Source organism: Shewanella sp. NKUCC06_TVS, from assembly GCF_019345515.1.
Taxonomy (GTDB): Bacteria; Pseudomonadota; Gammaproteobacteria; order Enterobacterales; family Shewanellaceae; genus Shewanella; species Shewanella oncorhynchi.
On the sequence record NZ_JAHKQX010000007.1, the window covers coordinates 84,320 to 108,325 of the forward strand.

The 24,006-nt window shown below is 43.5% G+C and carries 23 protein-coding genes and 2 pseudogenes; 16 read left to right on the forward strand and 9 right to left on the reverse strand.

Translation table 11 applies throughout. The features are described 5' to 3' along the window. Positions 1-87 precede the first annotated feature (87 nt). The 5 genes and pseudogenes from KO531_RS09625 to KO531_RS09645 form a co-directional block, all read left to right on the forward strand. Positions 88-1,146 (forward strand): HlyD family secretion protein, encoded by a 1,059-nt coding sequence (locus tag KO531_RS09625; protein ID WP_219251021.1) that lies wholly within the window; start codon positions 88-90, stop codon positions 1,144-1,146. Position 1,147: 1 nt separating this feature from the next. Continuing rightward, positions 1,148-2,776, forward strand: a complete 1,629-nt coding sequence (locus KO531_RS09630; RefSeq protein ID WP_212599618.1) for a DHA2 family efflux MFS transporter permease subunit — start codon at positions 1,148-1,150, stop codon at positions 2,774-2,776. Positions 2,777-2,938: 162 nt separating this feature from the next. Then, complete coding sequence (locus KO531_RS09635) at positions 2,939-3,394, forward strand: GNAT family N-acetyltransferase (protein ID WP_219251022.1); 456 nt, start codon at positions 2,939-2,941, stop codon at positions 3,392-3,394. 99 nt (positions 3,395-3,493) lie between these two features. Beyond that, positions 3,494-3,820 carry a putative quinol monooxygenase gene (locus KO531_RS09640; RefSeq protein WP_113939190.1) on the forward strand — a complete coding sequence of 109 codons (327 nt, stop codon included), beginning with the start codon at positions 3,494-3,496 and terminating at the stop codon, positions 3,818-3,820. Positions 3,821-4,367: 547 nt separating this feature from the next. Further along, positions 4,368-4,745 (forward strand): annotated as a pseudogene (locus tag KO531_RS09645) (radical SAM protein); the annotation flags it as partial. Positions 4,746-4,912: 167 nt separating this feature from the next. On the opposite strand, the gene KO531_RS09650 reads toward KO531_RS09645, so the two are convergent. Next, the gene (locus tag KO531_RS09650; RefSeq protein WP_219251023.1) at positions 4,913-6,550 is read right to left on the reverse strand and encodes a lactate permease LctP family transporter; all 1,638 of its coding nucleotides are present in this window, start codon (positions 6,548-6,550) and stop codon (positions 4,913-4,915) included. Positions 6,551-7,116: 566 nt separating this feature from the next. On the opposite strand from KO531_RS09650, the gene KO531_RS09655 reads away from it, so the two are divergent. The 5 genes and pseudogenes from KO531_RS09655 (at position 7,117) to KO531_RS09670 (ending at position 11,167) form a co-directional block, all read left to right on the forward strand. After that, the gene (locus tag KO531_RS09655) at positions 7,117-7,353 is read left to right on the forward strand and encodes a thioredoxin family protein (protein ID WP_113939188.1); all 237 of its coding nucleotides are present in this window, start codon (positions 7,117-7,119) and stop codon (positions 7,351-7,353) included. Positions 7,354-7,692: 339 nt separating this feature from the next. Beyond that, a complete protein-coding gene (locus KO531_RS09660) occupies positions 7,693-8,562 on the forward strand; it encodes a DUF2927 domain-containing protein (protein WP_219251024.1) in 870 nt (289 codons plus the stop codon). 117 nt (positions 8,563-8,679) lie between these two features. Further along, positions 8,680-10,122 carry an MBL fold metallo-hydrolase gene (locus KO531_RS09665; RefSeq protein ID WP_219251025.1) on the forward strand — a complete coding sequence of 481 codons (1,443 nt, stop codon included), beginning with the start codon at positions 8,680-8,682 and terminating at the stop codon, positions 10,120-10,122. Positions 10,123-10,499: 377 nt separating this feature from the next. After that, positions 10,500-10,671, forward strand: a pseudogene (locus KO531_RS22400) (sodium:alanine symporter family protein); the annotation flags it as partial. Between the two features lie 121 nt (positions 10,672-10,792). Beyond that, entirely contained in the window at positions 10,793-11,167 is a 375-nt protein-coding gene (locus tag KO531_RS09670; RefSeq protein WP_247651595.1) for a hypothetical protein, read from the forward strand. Positions 11,168-11,235: 68 nt separating this feature from the next. Here the strand turns inward: KO531_RS09670 and KO531_RS09675 are convergent, their stop codons facing one another. Together KO531_RS09675 and KO531_RS09680 are read right to left on the reverse strand one after the other, a co-directional pair. Beyond that, on the reverse strand, positions 11,236-12,591 hold the full coding sequence (locus KO531_RS09675) for a flavohemoglobin expression-modulating QEGLA motif protein (RefSeq protein ID WP_131523937.1): 1,356 nt from the start codon (positions 12,589-12,591) through the stop codon (positions 11,236-11,238). A gap of 541 nt (positions 12,592-13,132) precedes the next feature. Beyond that, entirely contained in the window at positions 13,133-13,309 is a 177-nt protein-coding gene (locus KO531_RS09680) for a hypothetical protein (RefSeq protein ID WP_006079984.1), read from the reverse strand. A 324-nt stretch (positions 13,310-13,633) separates the two neighbouring features. Between KO531_RS09680 and KO531_RS09685 the strand changes: the two genes are divergently transcribed. The 4 genes from KO531_RS09685 to rimK all read left to right on the forward strand — a co-directional run bounded on the left by KO531_RS09685 (position 13,634) and on the right by rimK (position 19,028). Then, positions 13,634-15,787 carry a CHASE domain-containing protein gene (locus KO531_RS09685; RefSeq protein WP_219251026.1) on the forward strand — a complete coding sequence of 718 codons (2,154 nt, stop codon included), beginning with the start codon at positions 13,634-13,636 and terminating at the stop codon, positions 15,785-15,787. Next, positions 15,784-16,218 (forward strand): response regulator, encoded by a 435-nt coding sequence (locus KO531_RS09690; protein WP_105250317.1) that lies wholly within the window; start codon positions 15,784-15,786, stop codon positions 16,216-16,218. Before KO531_RS09685 ends, KO531_RS09690 begins: the two co-directional genes overlap by 4 nt. A gap of 9 nt (positions 16,219-16,227) precedes the next feature. Then, positions 16,228-17,943 carry a GGDEF domain-containing response regulator gene (locus KO531_RS09695; RefSeq protein ID WP_219251027.1) on the forward strand — a complete coding sequence of 572 codons (1,716 nt, stop codon included), beginning with the start codon at positions 16,228-16,230 and terminating at the stop codon, positions 17,941-17,943. Positions 17,944-18,122: 179 nt separating this feature from the next. Next, positions 18,123-19,028, forward strand: coding sequence for a 30S ribosomal protein S6--L-glutamate ligase (gene rimK / locus KO531_RS09700; protein ID WP_113939182.1), 906 nt, complete (start codon positions 18,123-18,125; stop codon positions 19,026-19,028). 58 nt (positions 19,029-19,086) lie between these two features. Here rimK and KO531_RS09705 read toward each other — a convergent pair whose 3' ends face one another. The 4 genes from KO531_RS09705 to KO531_RS09720 form a co-directional block, all read right to left on the reverse strand. Then, positions 19,087-19,779 (reverse strand): TorF family putative porin, encoded by a 693-nt coding sequence (locus KO531_RS09705; protein WP_105250314.1) that lies wholly within the window; start codon positions 19,777-19,779, stop codon positions 19,087-19,089. A 291-nt stretch (positions 19,780-20,070) separates the two neighbouring features. Next, positions 20,071-20,343 (reverse strand): HU family DNA-binding protein, encoded by a 273-nt coding sequence (locus KO531_RS09710; RefSeq protein ID WP_006079990.1) that lies wholly within the window; start codon positions 20,341-20,343, stop codon positions 20,071-20,073. A 159-nt stretch (positions 20,344-20,502) separates the two neighbouring features. Then, the gene (locus KO531_RS09715) at positions 20,503-21,300 is read right to left on the reverse strand and encodes a response regulator (protein WP_219251028.1); all 798 of its coding nucleotides are present in this window, start codon (positions 21,298-21,300) and stop codon (positions 20,503-20,505) included. Positions 21,301-21,382: 82 nt separating this feature from the next. Further along, positions 21,383-21,775, reverse strand: coding sequence for a hypothetical protein (locus tag KO531_RS09720; protein ID WP_219251029.1), 393 nt, complete (start codon positions 21,773-21,775; stop codon positions 21,383-21,385). Positions 21,776-21,902: 127 nt separating this feature from the next. On the opposite strand from KO531_RS09720, the gene KO531_RS09725 reads away from it, so the two are divergent. Beyond that, positions 21,903-22,412 (forward strand): DUF4240 domain-containing protein, encoded by a 510-nt coding sequence (locus KO531_RS09725; protein WP_198571977.1) that lies wholly within the window; start codon positions 21,903-21,905, stop codon positions 22,410-22,412. A 13-nt stretch (positions 22,413-22,425) separates the two neighbouring features. Here KO531_RS09725 and KO531_RS09730 read toward each other — a convergent pair whose 3' ends face one another. Beyond that, entirely contained in the window at positions 22,426-22,740 is a 315-nt protein-coding gene (locus KO531_RS09730; RefSeq protein WP_168827330.1) for a hypothetical protein, read from the reverse strand. 135 nt (positions 22,741-22,875) lie between these two features. After that, positions 22,876-23,184 (reverse strand): hypothetical protein, encoded by a 309-nt coding sequence (locus KO531_RS09735; RefSeq protein ID WP_105250308.1) that lies wholly within the window; start codon positions 23,182-23,184, stop codon positions 22,876-22,878. A gap of 278 nt (positions 23,185-23,462) precedes the next feature. Here KO531_RS09735 and KO531_RS09740 point away from each other — a divergent pair, with 278 nt between their 5' ends. Continuing rightward, positions 23,463-23,987: a DUF3016 domain-containing protein gene (locus tag KO531_RS09740; RefSeq protein WP_219251030.1), complete on the forward strand. Its 525-nt coding sequence runs from the start codon at positions 23,463-23,465 to the stop codon at positions 23,985-23,987. Positions 23,988-24,006 lie beyond the last annotated feature (19 nt).

Here is a 24,006-nt window from a genome sequence, read left to right on the forward strand (position 1 = left end):
CCTGTGAAACAGTGGGTTAATTTTTTACTGACTAATAAACTTAGTGAGACAGTAGTACACTAGATATCACTAATCAAGGAGTCATTCATGTCCAAAAGTAAACTCATTATCGCCGTTCCACTGTTACTCGCTGCAGTTGCGGGAGGCGGTTATTACTGGTGGACACAGGTACGTTTTATCGAAACCACTGATAACGCTTATGTTGAGGCCGATATTTCCCATATCAGCGTGAAAGTACCCGGCTACGTTGTGTTAAGCGATGTAACCGATAACCAGCATGTGCAAAAGGGTGAGTTATTAGCTCAGCTAGAAGATAACCAGTTTAGTGCCAAAGTGAGTCAAGCCGAAGCCTCACAGGCGAGTGCGAAGGCGGACTTGCAAACCTTAGCTGCAAAGGTGGAGTTGCAACGGGCGTTAATCACTCAAGCCAGCGCAGGCGTGGTGGCGGCAAAGGCCGATAAAATACGGGCACAACAACAATTGAGCCGTTCAAAAAAGCTTAAAGTCAGTAATTACAGCTCCCAAGATGATGTCGACCAACTACAGGCAGGATTTGATTCTGCCGCCGCCCGTCTCGATGAAGCCAAAGCCGTGTTAGTGGCAAAGCAACGTGAGTTAGCGGTTTTTAATGCCCAATTAGATCAGGCGGGCTCAGTAGTAGAGCAGGCCGATGCGACTTTAGAACTGGCGAAAATTCAATTAAATGATACCCGTGTGACCGCACCTTTTTCTGGGGTGATTGGTAAACGTGGCGCTATGGTGGGGCAGTACGTGCAACCCGGCCAAGCACTCTACAGTTTGGTTCCGGATGGGGCAGTGTGGATCACGGCGAACTTTAAAGAGACCCAGATCCAACATATGCAACCAGGACAGTCGGTGCAGGTCAGTCTCGATGCGTTTCCCGACAAAACCTTTATAGGTGTTATCGATAGTCTGTCACCGGCGTCCGGAGCCAAATTCAGTCTACTGCCTGCGGAAAACGCCACAGGTAACTTCACTAAAATCGTGCAGCGTATTCCAGTGCGTATTCGCTTAGATTTGTCTGAGGCAGAAACACACATGCTACCGGGCTTAAGTGCAGTCGTAAAAGTGGATACGGCATCTGAGCCATCAATATCGGCAATCGCTGCAAATACAGGTCGTTAGTATGAGCGCAACTGGCTCTATCACTGCGTCTGCCGATATGGAGGCGCAGGGCATCAGTGTACCTAAAAAGCCTACCGATTATGAGCGTGGCAGTCGCCGCTCATGGATCGCGGTATTTGGTGGGTTGATCGGCGCCTTTATGGCGATCCTCGATATTCAAATCACCAATGCATCGATGAAGGAGATTCAAGGCAGTCTTGGGGCAACGCTCGAAGAAGGCAGCTGGATTTCAACCGCGTATCTGGTGGCTGAGATGATCGCGATCCCGCTCTCTGGCTGGCTCAGTACGGGATTGTCGGTCAGGCGTTATCTGTTATGGACCACGGCTGCTTTTATCTTTGCTTCTGTGCTTTGCTCAATCGCGTGGAACTTAGAGGCCATGATCGCCTTTCGGGCGCTACAGGGTTTCTTTGGTGGCGCACTAATTCCGCTGGCCTTTAGGCTTATTCTTGAGTTTTTACCCGATAACAAACGTGCCGTCGGCATGGCGTTATTTGGCGTGACGGCGACTTTTGCGCCTTCAATCGGCCCGACCTTAGGCGGTTGGCTGACCGAGCAATTTAGCTGGCATTATCTGTTTTATATCAATGTGCCACCGGGTTTGTTGGTGATGGCCATGTTGGCCTACGGTTTAGAGAAGCAGTCGGTCGTTTGGGATAAGCTGAAGAATGTCGATCTGGCGGGCATAGTCACTATGGCGCTAGGGATGGGTTGCCTTGAAGTGGTGCTCGAAGAAGGTAACCGCAAGGACTGGTTTGGTTCAGAACTCATTCGTAATCTGGCCATTATTGCCGTCGTGAATCTGGTGTTGTTTGTTTGGATCCAGCTAAGGCGTAAAGAGCCGTTAGTGAATTTGCGCCTGCTCGGTAAGCGTGATTTTGTGCTCTCTACTGTGGCGTACTTTTTACTGGGCATGGCATTATTCGGCGCTATTTATTTGATCCCACTTTATCTATCACAAGTCCATGATTACACACCGTTAGAGATTGGTGGCGTGATTATGTGGATGGGATTTCCGCAGCTATTGGTCTTGCCCTTAGTGCCGAAATTGATGGAGCGCTTCGATAGTCGTTATCTCGCTGCTTTTGGCTTTTTAATGTTCGCCATTAGCTATTACATGAATAGCCAGATGACCGCAGATTATGCCGGACCGCAGATGATCGCTTCGCAAGTCGTGCGGGCCTTAGGTCAGCCTTTTATTCTGGTGCCTATTGGTATGCTTGCGACTATGCATTTAAAACCCCATGAAAATGCCTCGGCATCGACGGTATTAAACGTGATGCGTAACTTAGGTGGTGCTTTTGGTATCGCGCTGGTGGCGACCCTGACTGACACTTTGTCGCGCGGGCATTTGGCTCATATTAAGGAATCTTTACCCGCAGTGAGCACGCAAGCACAGGATTATTTAACCCAAAGCGCAAGTATGTTGCAGGCGGGAGGTTCTGATCCCTATACCGCCGCCGCGCAGGCGAAAGCCTTGCTGGGCAAAACCATGAGTCAGCAAGCTTATATTCAGGCCTATAACGATGTGTTTTACATCATGGGCGCTCTGCTACTCATCGCCGTATTCGCTGTGCTGCTGATCCGTAAACCGACAGGGCCTGTGGCCCACGATGCCATGGTCGAGTAATAACGTTTTTCGTTATCCTATTGTCGCCATAGATTTCCCCAGATCTATTGGTTTGTGCAACAGCTTTGCGCCTTAGTCCTCGCGGATTAAGGTGCTTTTTTATGGTCTTTATGCTGTGGTAGACTCAAAGCTCTTTTTCGATGATTTGTAGAGGGATATCGTTTGCAGTGGCAAAATCTTACATTTAATCAATTAAATGCCAATAGGCTATATGACATATTGAAGCTAAGAGTCGATGTGTTTGTGGTAGAGCAGGCCTGCGCTTATCCTGAGCTTGACGATAAGGATAGGCATCCAGAAACCCAGCATTTGATCGGTTTATCGCCAGACGGGGAACTGCTTGCCTACGCGCGTATTTTACCGCCGGGGTTGAGTTATCCAGAGGCGAGTATCGGCCGTGTGGTGGTATCGCCTGCGGGACGAGGCAAAGGGCTAGCCATGCCTTTAATGCAGCACGCCATCGAATCGGCACTGACGACTTGGCCCAATGCGGGGATCCAAATTGGCGCCCAAGATTACCTCAAAGCTTTCTATCAAAAACTCGGCTTTGTCGCCTGCTCTGAGATGTACTTAGAAGATGGTATTCCCCATTTAGATATGCGCTACCAATCAGCATAAGCGGCTATCAATATGAGTTATCTACATCAATTATCAACATAAGCGATCAACAAAAGCTTGGCACATAAACATTCAACATTAAGCCAATAAGGGACCGAGATGTCGACTTCAACGGACTATAGAATCAATCAACAGCAAATTGCCTGCGTGGCGAGTTTTCTGGCTAAAGAGGGCAAAACCGAAGCGTTGATCGCGGCGCTCGCGAGCCTTATTCCTGATACGCGCCGCGAAGCGGGTTGTATTCGTTACGAACTCAATGTGAGCCGTGATGAACCACGCCGTGTGACGTTTGTAGAGAAGTTTGTCGATATTGCCGCCTTTGATGAGCACTGCGCTAAAGATGCAATTCAACACTATTTCCATCAAGTTATGCCCGAATTAGTCGAGTCATACCATGTGGAAACCTATCATCAAGTCATCGTTTAAGTTTTTACCGTTATATCGCTTAATAAAGCTATATCGTCAGCAGAAGGTATTAATTTACATTGGTTTTGCAGTTTATAGCATTGTATCAGGAGATTTTATTGGTTAGCTTATTTCTTTACGCTGCAACAACAAATTGTCAAACAATAATTAACTCATGGATGTATACAATGCTAAAAAAATGGACAATGACACTTATCCCCCTTGCGCTTCTCGGTTTAAGCGGTTGTGCATCGACAAGTGATGCAGACTCTAACTCGACCGTGGTTAACACTTCCGAAAAGAAGGTCGCCAAGGAGTGTAACAAAGTCACATCTACTGGTTCCAATATAGGACGTTGCAAGAAATAACATCTCGCACCTTTAGTCTATAAGCATGCCTCTACTTTAGCTGCGCACAAAGCTAACTTGTTTCGTGTAACTGGATAAGTCACTTCTAAGCGTCTTGTCCGATATCAGCTGAAGCTTATTTACTCCTAAAATGCCTGATGCGCCCTATCGGGCGTTTTTTATTTTAAGGTCAAATACGGCGGCACTACTTAAGCGCCGCGGGAATAAAGTCATCTGTGATGATCCTCGATTGCTTAGGCGGCATCGCGTTATCGCAGCAACATGCAGTTAATTCGGCTACGCTAATGAATGCTGCCCAGCCGGATTATCTCTCTACTTTAGTAGTGATTTTACCCTTAGGCACAGGGCGAATGGACGCGGTATTTGGCGGGCAATTTCAGTTGCCGGATCAAATGGTTTTTTTCCAAGAAATGCATACCTTATTGGATCATTTTGAATTAGAACAGACGATATTTAGATCAGACCATGCCTCTAATTACCTAGTGCTCAAGTGCATATTAGGTAAGGATAAGGCAAAGTTGCTGGCTTAAGTTGCATTTGTCATCAATGTACCGAGTAGTTATCTACGACAAGAATGACAACCTAGACTTTGATTGTATGACTTCACTGGGATTAATAAAGCTGCCTTGCTACTTTGCTTAATTGAACCCATTCGAATTTCATCGCAGAGTGAGTTTTATATCCATTCCAATCTAAAAAGCCGAGTGGTTTATCACTCGGCTTTTAATATATCTTAGATATCGCTTTATTTAGTGAAAAACACTAATGTCCAAGGGACTACGTATGCTTGGAGTACTGTGATCACGCCAATGAAAGTACAGAAAAATAGACTGTGCTTTAGCGTAAAGCGGAAAAGATCTGATTCTTTACCCGCCAATCCCGTTGCAGCGCAAGCAACGGCAATAGATTGTGGCGAAATCATTTTGCCCGTTACTCCTCCCGTAGTGTTTGCGGCGACTAATAACTCAGGTGTTACACCTATTTGGTTTGCTGTATTGGCTTGCAGCGCGCCAAATAGGGCATTTGATGAGGTGTCTGAACCTGTTAAAAACACACCTAACCAACCTAAGAATGGTGAGAAGAAGGGGAATGCTACGCCAGTGCCAGCGAGCACGAGTGCTAAGGTTGAAGATAGACCTGAATAGTTTGCGACAAAGGCAAATGCTAATACTAATCCAATCGACAATATCGGGAATTTTAATTCAATTAAAGTGTCTTTAAAGGATGTCAGTGCATTACTTACTGACATTTTAAGGACCACAATTGAGATCATTGCTGCGATTAAAATGGCTGTTCCAACAGCGCCTAATAAATTAAGTTTATATATTGCTGCATAAGGGGTTTCCTTAGCGACAATAGGTGCACTTTTGATAACGAGATTATGTAAGTAAGGTACTTCAATACTGATAGTGGCAAAACTTAATGCCAGTTGTACATCTTTAAGACTCCACAGGGTTACAATCGCTGTGAGAATAATAAAGGGAGACCATGCTTTAAATATCTGGCTATTAGAAAAAGTAGATTTAGGGGTAGTAACTCTTTGTTTCATTCCTGAGAAAGTGAATATTTCTTTTGGTTGCCAGACTTTTAAAAATAACGTTAAACAAATTAGACTGACTAACGCTGAAGTAATATCGGGTAATTCGGGGCCGATAAAGTTTGAGGTTAAAAATTGGGTAATCGCAAATGAAACGCCTGCTACTAATGTTGCGGGCCAAGTTTGACGTATTCCCCTGATGCCATCCATCATTGCGATGAGCCAGAAGGGGACAATAATCGATAAAATTGGCAACTGACGGCCAGCGAGTTGTCCAATATGGAATGGGTCTAGTGATGAAACCTGACCTGCTACGATAATTGGGATACCCATAGCTCCAAAGGCGACGGGTGCCGTGTTTGCGATTAAACAAAGTCCTGCTGCATACAATGGATTGAATCCAAGCCCGACAAGTAACGCAGCTGTAATAGCAACAGGTGCACCAAAACCCGCAGCACCTTCGAGGAAGGCTCCAAATGAAAAGCCAACCAATAGCATTTGTAATCGTTGATCTTCCGTGACTGAGATGACTGACGAGCGAATAACCTCAAATTGACCTGTTTTAACGGTGATTTTATATAAAAATACTGCGGTAATAATAATCCAAGCAATTGGCCATAGCCCATAACTAAAACCATATATAGCAGAAGCAAGCGCGATACTAATAGGCATTTTGTAGGCGAGTATCGCGACTGCTAAGGCAATTAATAAGGTTAATGCCCCAGCGATATAGCCTTTAAGTTTTAACACAGTTAAGGCTAGGAAGAAAAACACAATAGGCAGTAAAGCAACCATTGCGGTTAGCCACAAGCTACCGAGTGGCGTGTATGATTGGGTCCAGGTCATAGGGTGGTTTCCGTATTGTTATAATATGTTGACAAATCGTGTCGCAGTCGCAACATAGCAGATACTAGTGTTTAGTGATGTAGGATCAATCTTAAATGTTGCAATAAGTGATATGGGTCACGAGATGTGTGGATAAATGATGACGGGGAAATACCTGAATAATAATCAAGTAAAATATTGCCTGTTTTAGCTATATTCACCAAGCATCTAATTTAGGTTGTATTAATATTTGTTGTGTTATCAAGATTATTTTTTTGAGTCGTGAAATTAACTAGAGTATTGTGATTTTATGAAAAACTAGGCTGTACTTTTTTAGTTTTTTGGTAGTGTTTATAACAGATGGTTTATAAATATTTGTTTATCTTTAGATATAGAAATTAATAGCAATCAATGCAATTCAACTAATAATGCAGTGATCTTATTGTGGCCTGAATTGAGCTATATATGTTGCCATACTCTTGTCTATGAGTTTGCTTGGCTGGAAATTTACCTTGCTATATGTGGCTGCGAGTATGACAGTAGGTTGAAATTTTTAATTTTGCAGCACAGTTCGTTGAGGAAGTAACATGAAACAAGTCAAAGTATTAGGCAGTGGTTGCGCTAAATGTAGCAAAACCGCTGAGATGATTGCGGACATATCAGAAGAAATGGGTGTGGATGTGATTGTAAAAAAGGACACAGATCCTCAAAGCCTATTGAAATTTAAAGTGATGAAAACCCCAGCGGTAGTGATCGATGGTGAGCTCGTACATAGCGGCTCAGTACCGACGCGCGATGAAGTTGAGGGGTGGTTAAGGGACTAGAGCTCGCTGAATAGTTGCACGGATTATGCTCGTTAGAAAGCGCTTAAGCTAAAAATGCACACCATTGTCATCCTGAATCCTTGGCAATGGTGGTGTAATATCATCAGTATACGATTAATGATCGTTAAATATAATTTGTTTAAAAACAATGTATTGATGCTTTGTGTAGTCATTTTATTATGGGGTTTTATTGGCTACGGTTTAGTCGGCATTGCATTATCTGGGCGAGTTTATTAAGTCTATGTCGTAGGAGATTGTTTGCAGATTTCGACTTCTTTTATCAGTATCACTGCTATGATTTTGATTCAGTGACCTCGTCAAGTTGCGGGATGAGTGCCAATGCAAAAGTGGCTTAGGGTATTAACACGTTTCTACAGTTGGTTATTTTTTACTGCACGTCTGTTTCGTTTAGGGCTTTTTCTAACGCTAAGTTTATTAGCTTTACCTTTATTTGCTGCTCAAACATCTCCCGGATTAACCCAAGTATTAACGCCCGCTACGGATTGGAAAAACTCCGCTTATATCACCCAAGCATCTAGTGAAGTCGCCCTAAAAAATGAGTATGACCTTACTAAACATAGCGTGCGTAAGTGGCGCATACCGGTACGAGTGTTTATTGAGCATCAAGTGGGTGATAAGGCGCTGCACACTCAATTAGTGTTGATGCACTTAACACACTTAGGCCAGATCACCGGCCTCGATATTCAACGGGTGGATACGCTCTCTGAGGCGAATCTGCACTTAGTGTTTACCCGTCAATCCCTATGGGCAGGTGAGGTGATGCGCTTAATGGGACCGAGCTCGGCGAAAAATGTCCATGGTTCTGTGTGTATGGCAAAGTTTGCTCTCAATTCACGGCAAGAGATTGAACGTGCTTGGATTATTATTCCTGTAGAACAAGCCAAAATGCACGGTAAGTTAGTGGCTTGCGTAGTGGAAGAGATTACTCAAGTGCTTGGTTTACCCAATGATTCAGAGAAAGTATTTCCCTCCATCTTTAACGACAAAACCCCGCAGGACTTACTTACCGGACTCGATTTCATTTTGCTTAAATTACTCTATAGCCCAAGTATTAGCGCTGGAATGACGGCCGCAGAGGTCAAGCAGCCTTTGCAGATCTTGCTCGAACAATGGCTGCGCGATGGCACTATTGCTAACGCTGGCAAAACGGTACGTCAAGGTCAGTTGTACCCATTGTTAGGTTATTGATGACTAAGCATTACAGCTAAAGTTGACATTGCTCGCACGTGACTAATTAATCCTTTTTGTTTTAGGAATAAGGGCATAGTCTATCTTTATATGAGATAAACACCTTGGAGGGACACCATGCGAATGACATTGCAGTTTTTAGGGGCGACAGAGGAAGTGACGGGTTCGTGTCATTTACTCTCGGTTGATCATGAACACTTATTGCTCGACTGTGGTTTGATCCAAGGCGGTAAATCTGATGAGTTGCGTAATCATGATCCCTTCGCATTTGATCCTGAGTCTATTTCTGCTGTCGTGCTTAGCCATGCCCATATCGATCATTCTGGGCGTTTACCACTCTTAGTCAAAGCGGGTTTTGATGGGCCTATCTACACCCATAAAGCCACGGCAGAGCTGTGCGCCATCATGCTCAAAGATGCGGCTATGCTGCAGACCCGCGATACCGAAAGAGTCAATAAAAAGCGTGCTAAACATGATCTTGAACCCCTAGAACCGCTATTCACCGTTGAAGATGCTGAACTCGCGATAACCCAATTTGTACCATTGGAATATGGTCAAGTGACTAGGGTTATTCCCCATGTGGATATTTGCCTCTCAGATGCAGGGCATATTTTAGGCTCCGCCTTAGTCGAGTTGTGGTTAGGTGAGGGTAAATCACAGAAGAAAATCGTCTTCAGTGGCGATCTTGGCCGTGCAGGTATGCCGATTTTACGTAATCCTACCTTAGTGGATACGGCAGATTTAGTCTTAATGGAAAGCACCTATGGCAATCGTTTTCACCGCAGTTGGACGGATACCTTAGCCGAATTGAAAGCCATTTTTGCTAAGACAGTCAACGAGAGCCAAGGCAATATATTGCTCCCCGCTTTTTCGGTTGGACGAGCACAGGAGTTATTATATCTATTTCATTTATATGCTAAAGAATGGGATCTCGGCCGTTGGAAAATCTGCCTAGACAGCCCGATGGCAATTGAGGCGACCCGCGTCTACGTTAATAATTATCCGCTGATGGATGAGGACTTTAAACGCTTTACCCGCCAACATCCTGGGCAGCATCCGCTGTTGTCGAATGTCGAATTTATCCAAACGACCGAAGAGTCGATAGCGCTGAACGACGTGCATAAGGGATTGATCATTATCGCAGGGAGCGGCATGTGTAACGGTGGACGTATTCGTAGCCACTTAGAGCATAATTTATGGCGCCCAGAATGTGATGTGATTATTTGTGGTTATCAAGCGCTTGGAACACCAGGGCGTGCCCTCGTCGATGGCGCTGAGGAACTGTCTATTCATGGTAACAGCATTAAAGTCGCGGCTAAGTTACACACAGTGGGTGGACTTTCAGCCCATGCGGATCAAGCAGAGTTATTACGTTGGTATCACCATTTTGAAGGCCAGCCGCCGTTAATTTTAGTCCATGGAGAACCCGAGGCGCAGCATGGATTGGTCGATGTGATTAACCAAGATCCTCAGACTAAACCAAAGGCTATAGCAATCGCGATCCAGGGTGACCGATTGGATTTAAATGCACTGCCGCAGTTAGTGTGGAAGCCAGCTTAAGTTTATTATCATTACTCGCGAAACTCCGCTCGATAGACTCCTTGCATCATCAATGCAGGGAGTTTTATTTGTTTTGTAAATCAATATCTCACTGCTCGGTAATAACTCTGCTTGCCAATCAATTTCAGATAAATTCAGGCATGATTTAGAACTTTAATTGTTTGCAATTAGTTTCAATTGGTTGCAATTGGTTGCAATTGGTTGCAATTTGAGGTTTGCATGTTAAATTGGCGACATTGATATGTCGTGTTCGTTAGGCCAAGCCCTGATCCGACCTAGTCAATCAAGCTATGACAATAACAAGCAATCACGAGGTTTGAATGAAAGCGATTACGGAGTTTGTTGGCCTGATTAATGGCTTTGTCTAGGGCGCATCTATACTTGGTGATGATCTTAGGCGTTGGTTTGTTTCTTTCCCTCTGACTGAGATTAATTTCCTCTCTAAAGTTAGGCATAAGCTTTAAGTTACTCTGGTCTAGCCGTATTCCTGATAAAGATAAGAATGTGAATCCGTTTAATGTGTTGATGGCCTCCTTTTTAGCCACTATTAAGCCCTGTAGTTCTTGCTTTAACGTGGTTATACTTTATTCGTCAGCATGCAGAGGAAGCCGCAAAATCAAGCTTATAGATTATTTATTAAAAGTTAAGTGACTAATAAAATGGAATTTAAATGATGCTAAATAAAAGTCTGTGTGTAATCGTTTTTTGCTTATTACTGACAGCGTGTAATGGCGTGACATTTCGCACCAATGCGGGTGCTGTTGCTTTAAATAATGCAGTCGCCGGTACTGTTGAAGTGTATTCTCAGGCAGAAATGTCCAGGCACAAGTTTATGAGCTTAGGTGAAGTCTCCACCACATTTTGCAGTACTCAAATTTATCCTGCTGAACACGTCAATTTGGACGATCTTAAAAAAGATTTGAAAGTACAAGTTAAAAAGTTGGGTGGAAATGCCATTATCTTCTACACGTGTGGCAAAGCGAGTTATCCTGCCTGTGAGTTGTATTTTGAATGTAATGGTGAAGGTTTTTCTATCGAAGATTAGCGTTTAGTATTATAAAAAAGCTCACATAGTTGTGAGCTTTTTTATTTTAAATCAATCAGGTTACTGTATTAGTCCGAGTTGTTGTCAAATTCAGTATCATCGAGTAACTCAAAGGCGGGGACGACATTCGGTACGTCTTTAAATAAGCGAGTGAAATGGCGCTGTACACCTTTCAAATCGATTCCTGCTAAACCTGATGCAAAACCAAACCAAGCATAAAGGCCACTAAAGTTATCAAACATGGGCGGTAGATATTTAGGCGTAGTCAGAATGCCCTCTTGGCAAGCTTGGTATAACACGGGGATATCTTCGATCGCCAATTTACCGAGGAATAGCATAGGGATGAGTTCAGGAAGGCCTGAGGTGATGGCGCTGCGGATAAAGTTAATGTTTTCTACATAGCCACGCACATAGGAAATATCCTTAGTGAAGAAACTGCCGCCTTCCACCATACCACCACGGAAAACCCTTTGGGTGACACGGTAACTGTCTGTCGCACTTAGATTCAATCCTCTGAAATAATTGAATACCTCTATAAAGTCAGCACCATTTTCAGCCATATCGACCGCGGCAACACGGTCACTAATTCGCCGAGCCCGTCCTGGATTTGAGCTTAGCGTCAGCATTTCCAGTAAAACGGCTAGACCTTCTTGGGTTGCTGCTACGCGCGGAGAACCGACACTGAGCCAAGTGGCGTGGGGTTGAGCTCGGCCGTTTAGCGTCGTGCCAACATGCACCCAACCTTCGTGAACTTCATATACATTAAGATCCGATTCGCTGAACATTGCTTTGCTATTGAGCTTAACGGTATCGCCACCGACTGCAGCGTCAGAGACGATACCGTCACTAAGGCGTACACGCATATCATCGCTATGGAAGTACTTTTCTAAACGTTGGCTGAGCACGTTAACCGCTTCTGGCGCGCTAATAATTTTAGGGTGGTGTTTATTCATGTGCCTCGCCGCGGGCAGCGAGAAAATGTAGCTGAGTTTATCGCCTAACTGGCGCAAGGTATGGCGATCGCCATGCAGTTTATGGCTAGCACTGCCGTACAATTCTTGGCTGAGCTTACCAAAGGTTGGCGTGCCTCTATTCCCCAACATATCAATGACAAGGCGATACTGATCGACGTTTGCCACTAATATTTTGCCGAGTTTGTCTCGTTTACCCAAACGTCTATGGATGTCCTGCTTTAGGGAGGCTAGCTCAGCTTGGGTTTTAACAGGATCAAAAGGTAACGCAATGTTTTGATAGAACTCTTGCTTGATAGCCGGAAGTACCGTGCCCTTATTGGAGAGAAAACGTTCCTCCATTTCCCGCGGCCATTTAATGGCATCTAAGATTTTTATTGGCGTTTGAATGCGAATTAATTCATCGGAAAAACGGCGTAGATCTTGTTGATATTGGGCTAACGACTCAGACATTCCCGTATATCCTGCAGGTAATTTCAGCGAGAGAGATGTGGCTAATCATAGCCTTAAACCTCATTTATTCATATTGATTCGCAGGCTAGCGGAGAAAATATACCGATTAAATAAATTAGCTGTTATCGATTTTGTGAATCATTTTGGTGTACTTGTTACAATTCTAGCGCTATGTCTATGGGACATAAATAAGTAACCATCTGTTTAATAATATTTTATTGATATGGCATTAAAGCTGCTTTGTTCTTGATATAGAAATAGATTGGTTGGAGCAAAACATGGCCGCGATGAGTTATTTGAGCGTGCTAAGGCTGAATGCTTGTTAATCAAAACTCAAGCTGACAAGAGTGGTAAAAATGACCGTGATGACGCGATATTAAATCTGGAGGTTAGTGAGCTAGAGCAGAGTCACGCCCAGCACTGTTGGCTGGGTGAGATATTCGATTTTAGTGGGCCAAAACTCAGTGAGTTCGAAACAAATGATCACCGACTGAGATCATCATCCCATCATTTTGACCACGAGATAGCGAGATAGAATTGGCTAGAAAAAATCGTCATCTCCTAATGCACGTTTTAACTCCGCCCGCTCGAGGTAGTCTTCTAAACGCTTTTTGACTTCGCGTCTATGCTGCATTGCCTCGGCGGCTTTGCTGTTTCTTGGTGTGGTCATTGCCTCAAGTTCAGTATCGTTGGGCACGACTTCAGTAATATGAGCCATAACGAATTCCTCTTGTTGTTCCTAACGACTTTCTAACTAAAAAGAGTATGGTAGAAAAGCAAATAATTTTGTGAGTTAGGGTGAAAAATTCTTCCCGTGAGTCGGATGATTCAGCTTACCGCTGTTTGGCGTAGGCACTAGACTGCAATTGAATATTTGATTAATTTAGTTTTTGCTTATTTTGTGATTAAGAGCACGGTATCGTCATAGATATATTCGCGTTAATTCCGAGTTAAATAGTAGGATAAACTTGAATTTAGTCATAATTACAACAACACTTGTACCTGTGTTTGTTGTTAATCGTTTGCTAGGGAATTGGCTTACATGGACAAGGATCAGTTTTCTAAATCACTCCCCCCATCTAATAATATCTACTTTAGCGTGCTGAGCTCTAGCTGGCTGATGATAGTGGCTGCCTTACTTTTCATGGGGATCTCTTGGTATGTGCTTGAGCAATATCTTAGGGATAGAGGTGAAGAGCGTTTCGAAAATAGCGTTCAAGAATTAACAGAAGCCGTGAATCGCAGAATGCTTGCCTATGAGCAAGTCTTACGTGGTGGCGTTGGCTTATTATTATCCTCGAGTAATGTGACACGTCAGGAATGGCAAACTTATGTCATCAATGCTCATTTATCTGAGTATTACCCTGGTTTTCAAGGTTTTGGCTATGCTCAGTTACTTCAACCTGAAGCATTAAGTGCGCACATCCAACAAGTTCAAGCTGAAGGTTTTAAAGACTATAAAGTTTACCCAGAAGGAACGCGTGATCAGTATTGCGTGATTGTGTACTTAGAACCCTTTGATTGGCGTAATCAAAGAGCCTTGGGTTATGACATGTGCTCCGAGTCTAATCGATATAAAGCCATCACTCGCGCTATTACCACTGGACTGCCGACAGTTTCTGGCAAAGTCGTATTAGTTCAAGATACTTCTGATGATGCGAAAGCGGGCTTTTTAATGTATTTACCGCTTTATCAAGGCACCACAACAACAGAGGCTGAGCGTAAACAGCACGTGTTTGGACTTGTGTATGCAGCGTTTAGGATGGATGACCTCATGCAAGGGATTATGGGGGAGCGATTCTCAGGCTTGAAACTTGCCATTTATGAAAGTCCGCAGGCAAGCGCTGACAGTCTAATGTTTACCAGCAGCAAAGTGGCCCCGAATGAGCAGGATGTGTTTTATCACTCACAGACTGACTTAGTTGGAGGGCAGTTGTGGCGCTTAGACATTTCATCACAATCGCGTTTTATCTCGAGAGCGGAACAGACCCAAGGTATGTGGCTCCAATTTATCGGTTGTGGTTTTATTTTGGCATTGTTTTACTCAGTGTTAATTATGGCGCGTAATCGATATAAGGAGTCTTTACTGACTTCAGAGTTAATTGCTAACGAAAAACGCTTTAGATTAGTAATTGAAGCCTCTCCAAGTGCGCTATTTATGGTGGATAAATCTGGATTTATTACTTTAGTGAATACCCATGCTGAACGTTTGTTCGGCTATACCAGAGACGAGTTACTCGGTCGTTCCATCAATATGTTATTGCCCGAAACCCTAAGGGATGCTCATCAGCAGCACATGAGTAACTATTTAGTGCAGCCTATTGCGAAAAATATGTCGATGCGGGATGACCTGTTTGGCTGTTGTAAAGATGGCAGTCGACTCGCAATTGAAGTGGGGTTGACGCCTATTCATTTTAGTAATGGCATTTCTATTCTCGCGACAATTAACAATGTCTCTGAACGTAAACGTATTGAAGTTCAGCGTGCAGAACATATGCTTGAGCTTGAGCGTATCAATCAAGAATTAGACAGGTTCGCCTATATTGCTTCCCATGATTTGAAATCCCCCTTACGTGGTATCGAGCAGCTAACCTCTTGGTTATCTGAGGATTTAGTCGATAACACCAATGAAAATGTACAGAAATACCTAGGGCTTATCCAAAGTCGTATTCATCGAATGGTGTTATTACTCGATGGACTATTGATGTTTTCTCGGATTGGTCGTGTCGATACCGAAACCACTGAAGTGAAAAGTCGGCAATTGGTTGAAGACATGTTTGCGCTCGTCGCGCCGCCACAGGGATTTGAATTAGTCCTAAAAGGTGAATTTCCGAATTTTTATACCGTAAGACCATTGTTGGAATTAGTTATACGAAATTTAATCAGTAACGCCATAAAACATCATGACTTAGGTACAGGTGTGATTACGGTTTCATGTGAGGCGTTTGATCAGCAGTATCGATTCAGTGTGATAGATGATGGTCCGGGGATATCAAGCTCATATCATGAAAAAGTCTTCGAGATGTTTCAAACACTTAAACCAAGGGATGAAGTTGAAGGCAGTGGTTTAGGCTTATCACTTGTGAGGAAAACGGTTGAAAGTTTAGGTGGAGAGATTCAGCTTAAATCGCAGGGCCGAGGTTGTTGTTTTTGCTTTAGTTGGCCTAAGCAAATAGTGAAAAAGGAGCTTCTATGAGCGCAGCAAATCACTATCAACAGGTCACCATTTTATTGGTTGATGACGATGACGTGGATTACATGGCCGTGCAGCGGGCGATGAGACAATTGAGGTTACTCAATCCCTTAGTGCGTGCTCGGGATGGGATCGAAGCATTAACTATTCTAACGAGTTTAGACACGATCAAAGGTCCGTATCTTATTTTGCTGGATCTTAATATGCCAAGAATGAATGGGTTTGAGTTCCTTGAGCGAATACGTTCAGATCCTTCTCTTTCTTCGTCTGTCGTTTTTATGCTCACCACGTCGAGTACCGATGAAGATAGGATGAAAGCCTATAGCCATCATGTGGCTGGTTACATGGTTAAAACTGATATGAAAGACGGTTTTAACAATATTTTTAATATGCTTGAAGGTTATTGGCGAATAGTGGAGCTCCCATCCGCATAAGGTGAGTATATGGATTTACTACTGATCGATGATGATGAAGTTGATAGAACTGCGATCATCCGAGCACTCAGACAGTCAAAGTTGACTTTTAATGTGGTCGAAGCAAATTGTGCATTTGATGGTTTAAATCTCGCATTAGAACGTCATTTTGACGGTATTCTATTGGATTATTTATTACCCGATGCTAATGGCTTAGAAGTGTTGATCAAGCTCAATGCCATGACGCAAGACCAGACCGTAGTCGTTATGCTGAGTCGCTATGAAGATGAGAAACTGGCTCAGCGCTGTATTGAACTAGGGGCACAGGACTTCTTGCTTAAAGATGAGGTCAACTCGCGGATACTAACTCGTGCAATTCGTTATGCGAAACAAAGATCTTCAATGGCGTTGGCGTTACGTAATAGTCACCAAAAACTAAAAGAGCTAGCTGAACACGATTCGTTGACTAAGCTGGTTAATCGCTATGGTTTTGAACTTTGTCTTAATCGAGCGATAGCAAGGGCCAAACGTTGTCACGACTATTTAGCCGTTATCTTACTCGATTTAGATGATTTTAAAGCGATCAATGACACTCTAGGCCATCAGACGGGGGATATTCTTTTAGTTAAAGTAGCCGCTCGATTAAGTGAAGTACTACGAGATGGCGACATTATTGCCCGTTTAGGTGGGGACGAATTTGTCGTGCTAGTCACTGATAATGATTATAAATATTTCCCTATGATTGTGGCTAATCGATTGCTCAAAGTGTTTGAGGACGTATTTTGTCTCGGTGATAACGATGTGCTTATTGGTGCCAGTATCGGTGTGGCTTTTTATAATGAAGCGGCTTCGAATAGTTCTGAGCTGATGAAATGTGCCGATATTGCTATGTATCGCGCTAAAAAAATGGGCCGAAACCAGATTCAGTTTTACTCAGAAGCTTTAGATAAAGAGGTGCGTTACCGTAATCATATCGAGTCGAGTTTGCGTACTGCCTTAAAAAGAAATGAATTTAAGGTTCATTATCAAGCGCAAGTGAATGCGAAAACCCATCAGATGGTGGGGATGGAAGCCCTCGTCCGTTGGCAGCATCCTGTGGATGGTATTATCGCCCCAGATCAGTTTTTACCCATAGCCGAAGAGATCGGATTAATGGAGGACATTGATGACTGGGTACTTGAGCAAGCCTGTACACAGGCATTGAGTTGGCTAACCCAATTACAGCCAACAGGGAAAGAATTCACCATTGCCGTTAACCTGTCTGCATCGCAAATTGGAAATGAGAACCTGTTTGATAAAATAGCGAATACGCTGACTAAGACAGGACTTCCTGCTGTAGCATTAGAGCTTGAAATTACTGAAAATTGTCTTATTGAAGATCCCCATGAACATGCCAAAATGCTCGATAGAATCGCAGAGTTAGGGGTGCGTTTTGCCCTTGATGATTTTGGGACGGGTTTTTCGTCCTTAGAACATATCAAATTGTTTCCCATTAGCGTGCTGAAAATCGATAAAAGCTTTGTCGCTTCCTATGATAAGGATGATAAAGACACTCGTTTGCTCGCTGCATTACTTAACTTCGCCCATGGGTTTAATGTCATATCAGTAGCTGAGGGCGTTGAAACGATTGAGCAGGCTGAGTTTTGCACTTCTCGCCATTGTACTGTATTACAAGGTTATTTGTTTTCTCGTCCCTTAGATGCAACGGAGTTTGAGGCTAAGTATATTCTGCCGCTGTTAACTTAAACCGAGTTCCGAGTGTGATAGGTCTTGAAGTATTTCATTAGCATAATGATTTCGTCTGGTGAGGAATATTTTCTTGCTTTACACTGAGCAATAGACAAATATCAGCCCCTTTTTCTGTCGCTGTGCTTTTGGTGCCGCAGAACGGTTTATTCACTCATGCTTAAGTTGGTCACTCAGCAATGAAAATAGGTATTTTATCCCAATTCCCCCAGTTGTATTCGACACAACGTTTAGTCGCGGCTTGCCAAAGTCGTGGACATGAAGCGGTCGTGATCAATACGCTGAATTGCTACATGAATATTAATTCTATTAAACCTAGCATTCATTATGAAGGTACTGAATTAGTTGGGTTTGATGCCATCATTCCGCGTATTCATGCTAGCGTGACTTTTTATGGTTGTGCCGTTGTACGTCAGTTTGAAATGATGGGTGTATATGCCGCGAATGATTCAATCTCCATTGCGCGTTCGCGGGACAAATTGCGGGCACTGCAACTACTTTCCCGCAAAGGGATTGGCATGCCAGTGACGGGTTTTGCCAATAAGCCAAATGATATCCCAGATCTCATCAATATGGTGGGCGGCGCTCCGTTAGTCATTAAATTACTCGAAGGCACTCAAGGGATTGGTGTCGTACTCGCTGAAACTAAAACGGCTGCTGAGAGCGTGATTGAAGCATTCTTGGGACTCAAAGCGAATATCTTAGTACAGGAATACATTAAAGAATCCAATGGTAGTGATATTCGTTGTTTTGTTGTCGGTGACAAGGTTGTTGCTTCGATGAAACGTCAAGGTCCCGAGGGTGATTTCCGCTCAAATCTGCATTTAGGTGGTTGTGGTGAGGTGGTAAAAATCACCTCTGTTGAGCGTAAAATGGCTATTGCCGCAGTGAAGGCGATGGGATTGGTTGTCGCGGGAGTAGATATTTTACGTTCTAACCGTGGCCCACTGATCCTTGAGGTTAATTCGGCGCCAGGCATTGAAGGGATTGAACAAACAACAGGGATTTCAGTGACTGAGCCCATTGTTGAATATATCGAGAAAATGGTTGCGGCCCGTAAAACAAACCGGTCAATTATTGCCTAGTAGGTGATGGTGATAAAATGACGCCACTTTTTAAGGTGGCGTTTTTTATGTTTAGAGCTTATAGATCAAAACTGTAGGAATATCCGAGTACTAGTTTGGCATCATCATCGGTGAGATCGGTATCAGAGACCATAAATGACACTGTGCCTATGCTGGTATCTGCGCTGAGAGTCACGTTATAGTCGGCATAATTATCTTCGCCAAACCAAGATTGGACGACATCACCGTTTGAGTAACCATAGTGCACTGATAAACTCAGCTTTTCAGTGAGAGGAACGGATACCGTCGCGGCAAGATAACTGAGATCTTTATTATCTAAAGGATCGGCGGCCAGATCGTCACCGGCATTGATGACTTGGGAGTAAGCCAGTTCGAGCCATTTCCACGTGACAGCAGCATGGAGCTCACCAAAATCAATACTGCCCGGTGCGTCTGGATAGGCGTAGTAGAGATAGCCAAAGTCGTAGCTGATGTCTTCGGTAATACTGCCGCCATAACCCGCATATAGATCAAGCTCGTAGCTAGTATCATCACCAAAATCCACATTCGATGCCCAAGTTCCCGCATAAAATCCAGAATCGTGGCTGTAGTCAAGGCCACCTTGGATTGCGACCGCATCTTTAGTTTGGGTCGCACCGCGCCATAGATAATTAGAGGTACCGCCAATGTTGCCTGATACGGCTGCAAAGGCGTTGCCTGCCAGTAACATTCCCGTCGATAAGGCCAAAACGCTGTACAGTGATTTCTTCATGCTCATCCCCTCGATTGACTTATTTATCGATTCACCATTGGCACACTCAAAGTCAGCTGTGTTCATTAGTGCATCTTGGTTTTTTTCTAAGGAAGGATTTGCTAATCACATGCCACTATTACAATGCCATGTAAAACAAGGTATTAGAACTCACAATGTTAATGAAATGTTTTTATTTGCCAGTTTGTGGGGCAGAGGCGCACTTTTGTTGTGCAAAAAATATTCAGTGCTTCACTGGAATTGGGCAAAAAAAACGCCTCACAATGGAGGCGTTGTATTGAATTTTATAACTTAGTTTACGCTGTCACGTAGGGTTTTACCCGCTTTAAACTTAGGCACTGTCGCTTCAGCAATTTGAATTTCTTTACCCGTTTGTGGGTTACGGCCAGTGCGAGCGGCACGAGTCGCTGTTTCAAAAGAACCGAAACCTACGATGGAGATTTTGTCACCATTTTTCATTGATTCGGTAATAGCTGCTTCAAAAGACTTCAATGCGCGTGCTGCTTCTACTTTCGTTAGATCGGCATTTTCTGCAATTTTGGCGATTAGTTCAGTTTTGTTCATTTTTATTGTCTCTTCTTTCCGTAGATTTATTTGAAATAAGCGTGCCTAACATGCCATAAGGTTTAGCACTTGGAAAGCCTTTTGCGTCTAGCGTGCAGCAGGATGTTCAGTAAAGCGCAGAATATTTACTCAGTTCGTGACTTAAGTTTTATTCTGGTTTTATTCTTCTAACAGTTGATAGAGTAATTTTTTAACAAGTTTGGGTTCAAAGGGTTTGTCACATAAGGCATTTACACCCGCTTGGGACACATTGCTGAGGTGGGTATCGTTGGCTTCGGAAGACACCATCAAGATGGGAATGTGCGATTGTTGGCTTTCATTGCGGATAAATTGTGTCAAAGCTAGCCCATCTACACTCGGCATATTGTAATCAGTGATCACTAAGTCGAACATATTGTGTTTCATTAACGCTATGGCTTGCGCGCCATCCTCGGCCTCGGTAATCAGCTTCATCCCTAAGTTACCAATCGTACGTTTAATGACGTTTCTTGCCATACGGCTATCATCGACCACTAATACACGCACATCTTGTACATCGAAATTACTGAGGTCGAGTTCATCGTGGCTGAGTAAATCAATCGTGGCATTCAATGCTGTACCTAAATGGTCGGCACTGAAGGGTTTAGGTAGAATCGCTACTACACCCGATTGGCGGAATATTTCAAGTTGCTCACGGCGGCACTCACTCGAGACCAGCATAAATTGGATATCTTTGCAGTCAGCGTTGGCCCTTAAGCAGCCCAAGAGATCGATGGCAGTGCCATCATCGAAATGCATGGCGCTCGCAATAAGGTCAGGTTTATGGCGAGCAATAATATCTTTAGCCGCTTCTATGTTTTCTGCGGTTTGAATGCTGAGAATGCCTTCTTGTTGTAAGCGCTGAATAATAATTCGACGCTGTGTCTCTGAAGGTTCTACTAAAAGAATGGAAAGTTCGCTGGGCGATAAATGGCTCATAGTCTACTTCAAGTTAAGAGTCGTAAGTATTTTACTGGGTCGCTAAGCTACGCTATTGATAACAGCTTAGCAACAAAGTCCATTACTGAGTTTGGCGGGTCAATTGGCGGGTCAAATAGTGTCTCGTGACCTTAGAAAATGCGATCCAATACTGCACGAGTAAAATAACAATAATGCTCACTGTGAGTGGCAACATAGGAATGTTGTGGCCAGAAACAACTACTTTTACATCCTCAGGGGTAATGCGATAGGCAATAATTGCTGTAATCCCCAGTGCCGAGAATCCTAAGGTTTGCATGCCAATATAAATCTTCAACACTAAGCTAGACCACGGCGCCCGTATGAGTATGCCAACGAGCACGGGGAGGACACCTAGGGTGAATACATCAAGGGATTGAGTCATCACAGTACGCCAAAGTGCAGCAATGCTGAAGAGGCAATATAACGTGATCAGTAGTATAAGACGTTTAGGCATAGATTGAAGTGCACACCAGTAGCAAAGAAGATGAGCAAGTGTAGGAAATGCCCTAATCCGAGTCCAGTATAACCGTGATATCGTGTAGAATATGCCTTTTTGCTAGAGGCTCTAATAGGTGACGTTTATGACAGAAGTTGAGTTTTGGGGGTTAGTCACGCGAACGGAAGCGGCGCAATCACAGGAGTCTTTGACTCAAGCACTGAAGCAGAAACTTGCCGAATTGAGTAATGAAGAGTTAAAAGCTTTCGATAAAATCTTTGGTCAGCAGATGCGCCGTAGTTATTTGTGGTCTGTTTGGGGGGCGGCTTACATTATTACGGGCTGTGATTCTGAATATGCTTTTGCCGAGTTTAGGTGTTTTTTGATTTCACTCGGTAAAGAAATTTTTGACGGTGTGGTTAATCAGCCTGACACCCTAGCACGTTTAGTCGCTTGGCCAGAGCGAGATGCCTATGCTTACCCTTTTGTAGATGAATACGACCTTATCGCAGGGCAATTATACGAAGATAGAACCGGTGAGGAACTGCCCTTTATGCCATCGGGCAAGGCGACGCCCGCGGGTAAAAAATTTAGCACTAAGCCCAAGGATTTAAAGCTGCAATACCCTGAACTGAGTGCCCGTTTTCCATTTTAATCTTGGCAATACCTTACGAGCGTAAGCAAGCGTTGGTAGTGACATCGAAGGTCATGCCGTATTTAGGGCAGATGTCGCTCATAAACTCATGTTCTTGCACGGTTAATTGTTGACTAAAATCTTGCTTAAGCTGCTCTGTCATTTGATGTTCAGCCGCATTTTGCGCCTGAGCCAATTTACTCAAATGAACAGTAACAGCCTGTTGCTGGCTGATGGTCAATGGTGCGGCATGGCTTGAAAGGCTGATACTCGTTCCGATTGTCAGCAGTGCCAATAAAGCGAGTTTTCGTGAATATGGGTTGAATAGATAAGCCGTTTTTAGGTTCATAGGTAAGCTCCAAGTTAAAAATTACGTTTAACACGTTAGTTCTAAATCGTGCATCCTTAGACGGTAAAGAAAACGAGTTGTACTGTGAGGAGCTGAGTTTATTGTATAAATATTGAACCTATGCTGAATGGTTAGTTAGTGCTCATTCTTCATTTCTTCGCATTGAAATCCTTGCTTACGAGTATCGAACTGGCACATAGATCCACATTCCCAAGGCACATTGTCGTAGAAGGCAGATTGTTCGCGAGCAAAATCGCGGCAAGTATTATAGCTGTCAAAGTTATCGGTTTTTTTATACTTTCCTGAATCATAGCCATGGTTGTAGATAAAGGCTGACCAAGTTTTAGGGCCAGTATTTTTGTCACTCGGGGAGATAAACCAAATCGCACTCACGACGCAGGTAAACAGGATAAGAATGAACACAGGTACAACAGGGAATTTCATTTTTTATTAAGTGGGCAATGTAAACAATAGCGGAAGGATAACGCTTTTTTTGTCGTTATGCGCGTGAAATGTTCACAAATTGATAACTATGCACTTACTTGGTGCAATTTCGATACAAAAAGATACGTATCGATTGTGATGGTTAAATAATATTTACTTAATTATACAAAAGCTTACGACACATTTGCTGTACTTATATCAGTTTTGCGTTAAGCTCTAGTTCAGGTTAGATTTTGTACTGTGGTTCTCAGAAAGTTATCTAGGCCTTGGAGGCAAACATGAAAATTCAGTCCCTTTTACTCGCAGGTGTATTAAGTTGCAGTGCGGCTTGGGCGGCCGATGAAGCGCCTGTGGATCCCATCACCGAAGATGGTGTGGTTAAAATTGTTTGGCAAAGTCCTAAAGATTATCGCGATATAAAATCATCAGGGGAGCTCCAATCCCGTTATGAGAAGCGCTTATTTGAAACATTAACAGAAAACATCAATAAAGAAGCTGCGAAGATTTTAAAACCAAATCAAAAGCTTGAAATGACCATTACCGATGTTGATCTTGCGGGTGATATGCGTCCAACATTTGGTGCGACCGCCAATGATTTACGCATTATCAAAGACATTTATCCGCCGCGTATGACTTTTTCTTATCAAGTCTTAGAAAATGATAAAGTGATTATCGCGGGCGATGAAAAACTGTCGGATATGGGGTTCATGGGGGGGATCCAATCTTTAAATGATAAGCCTTTTATGTACGAAACCAAAATGTTAACCGAGTGGTTAAAGAAGACGATTGCACCACAACTTTAATGACTCATATCGGTCGCTA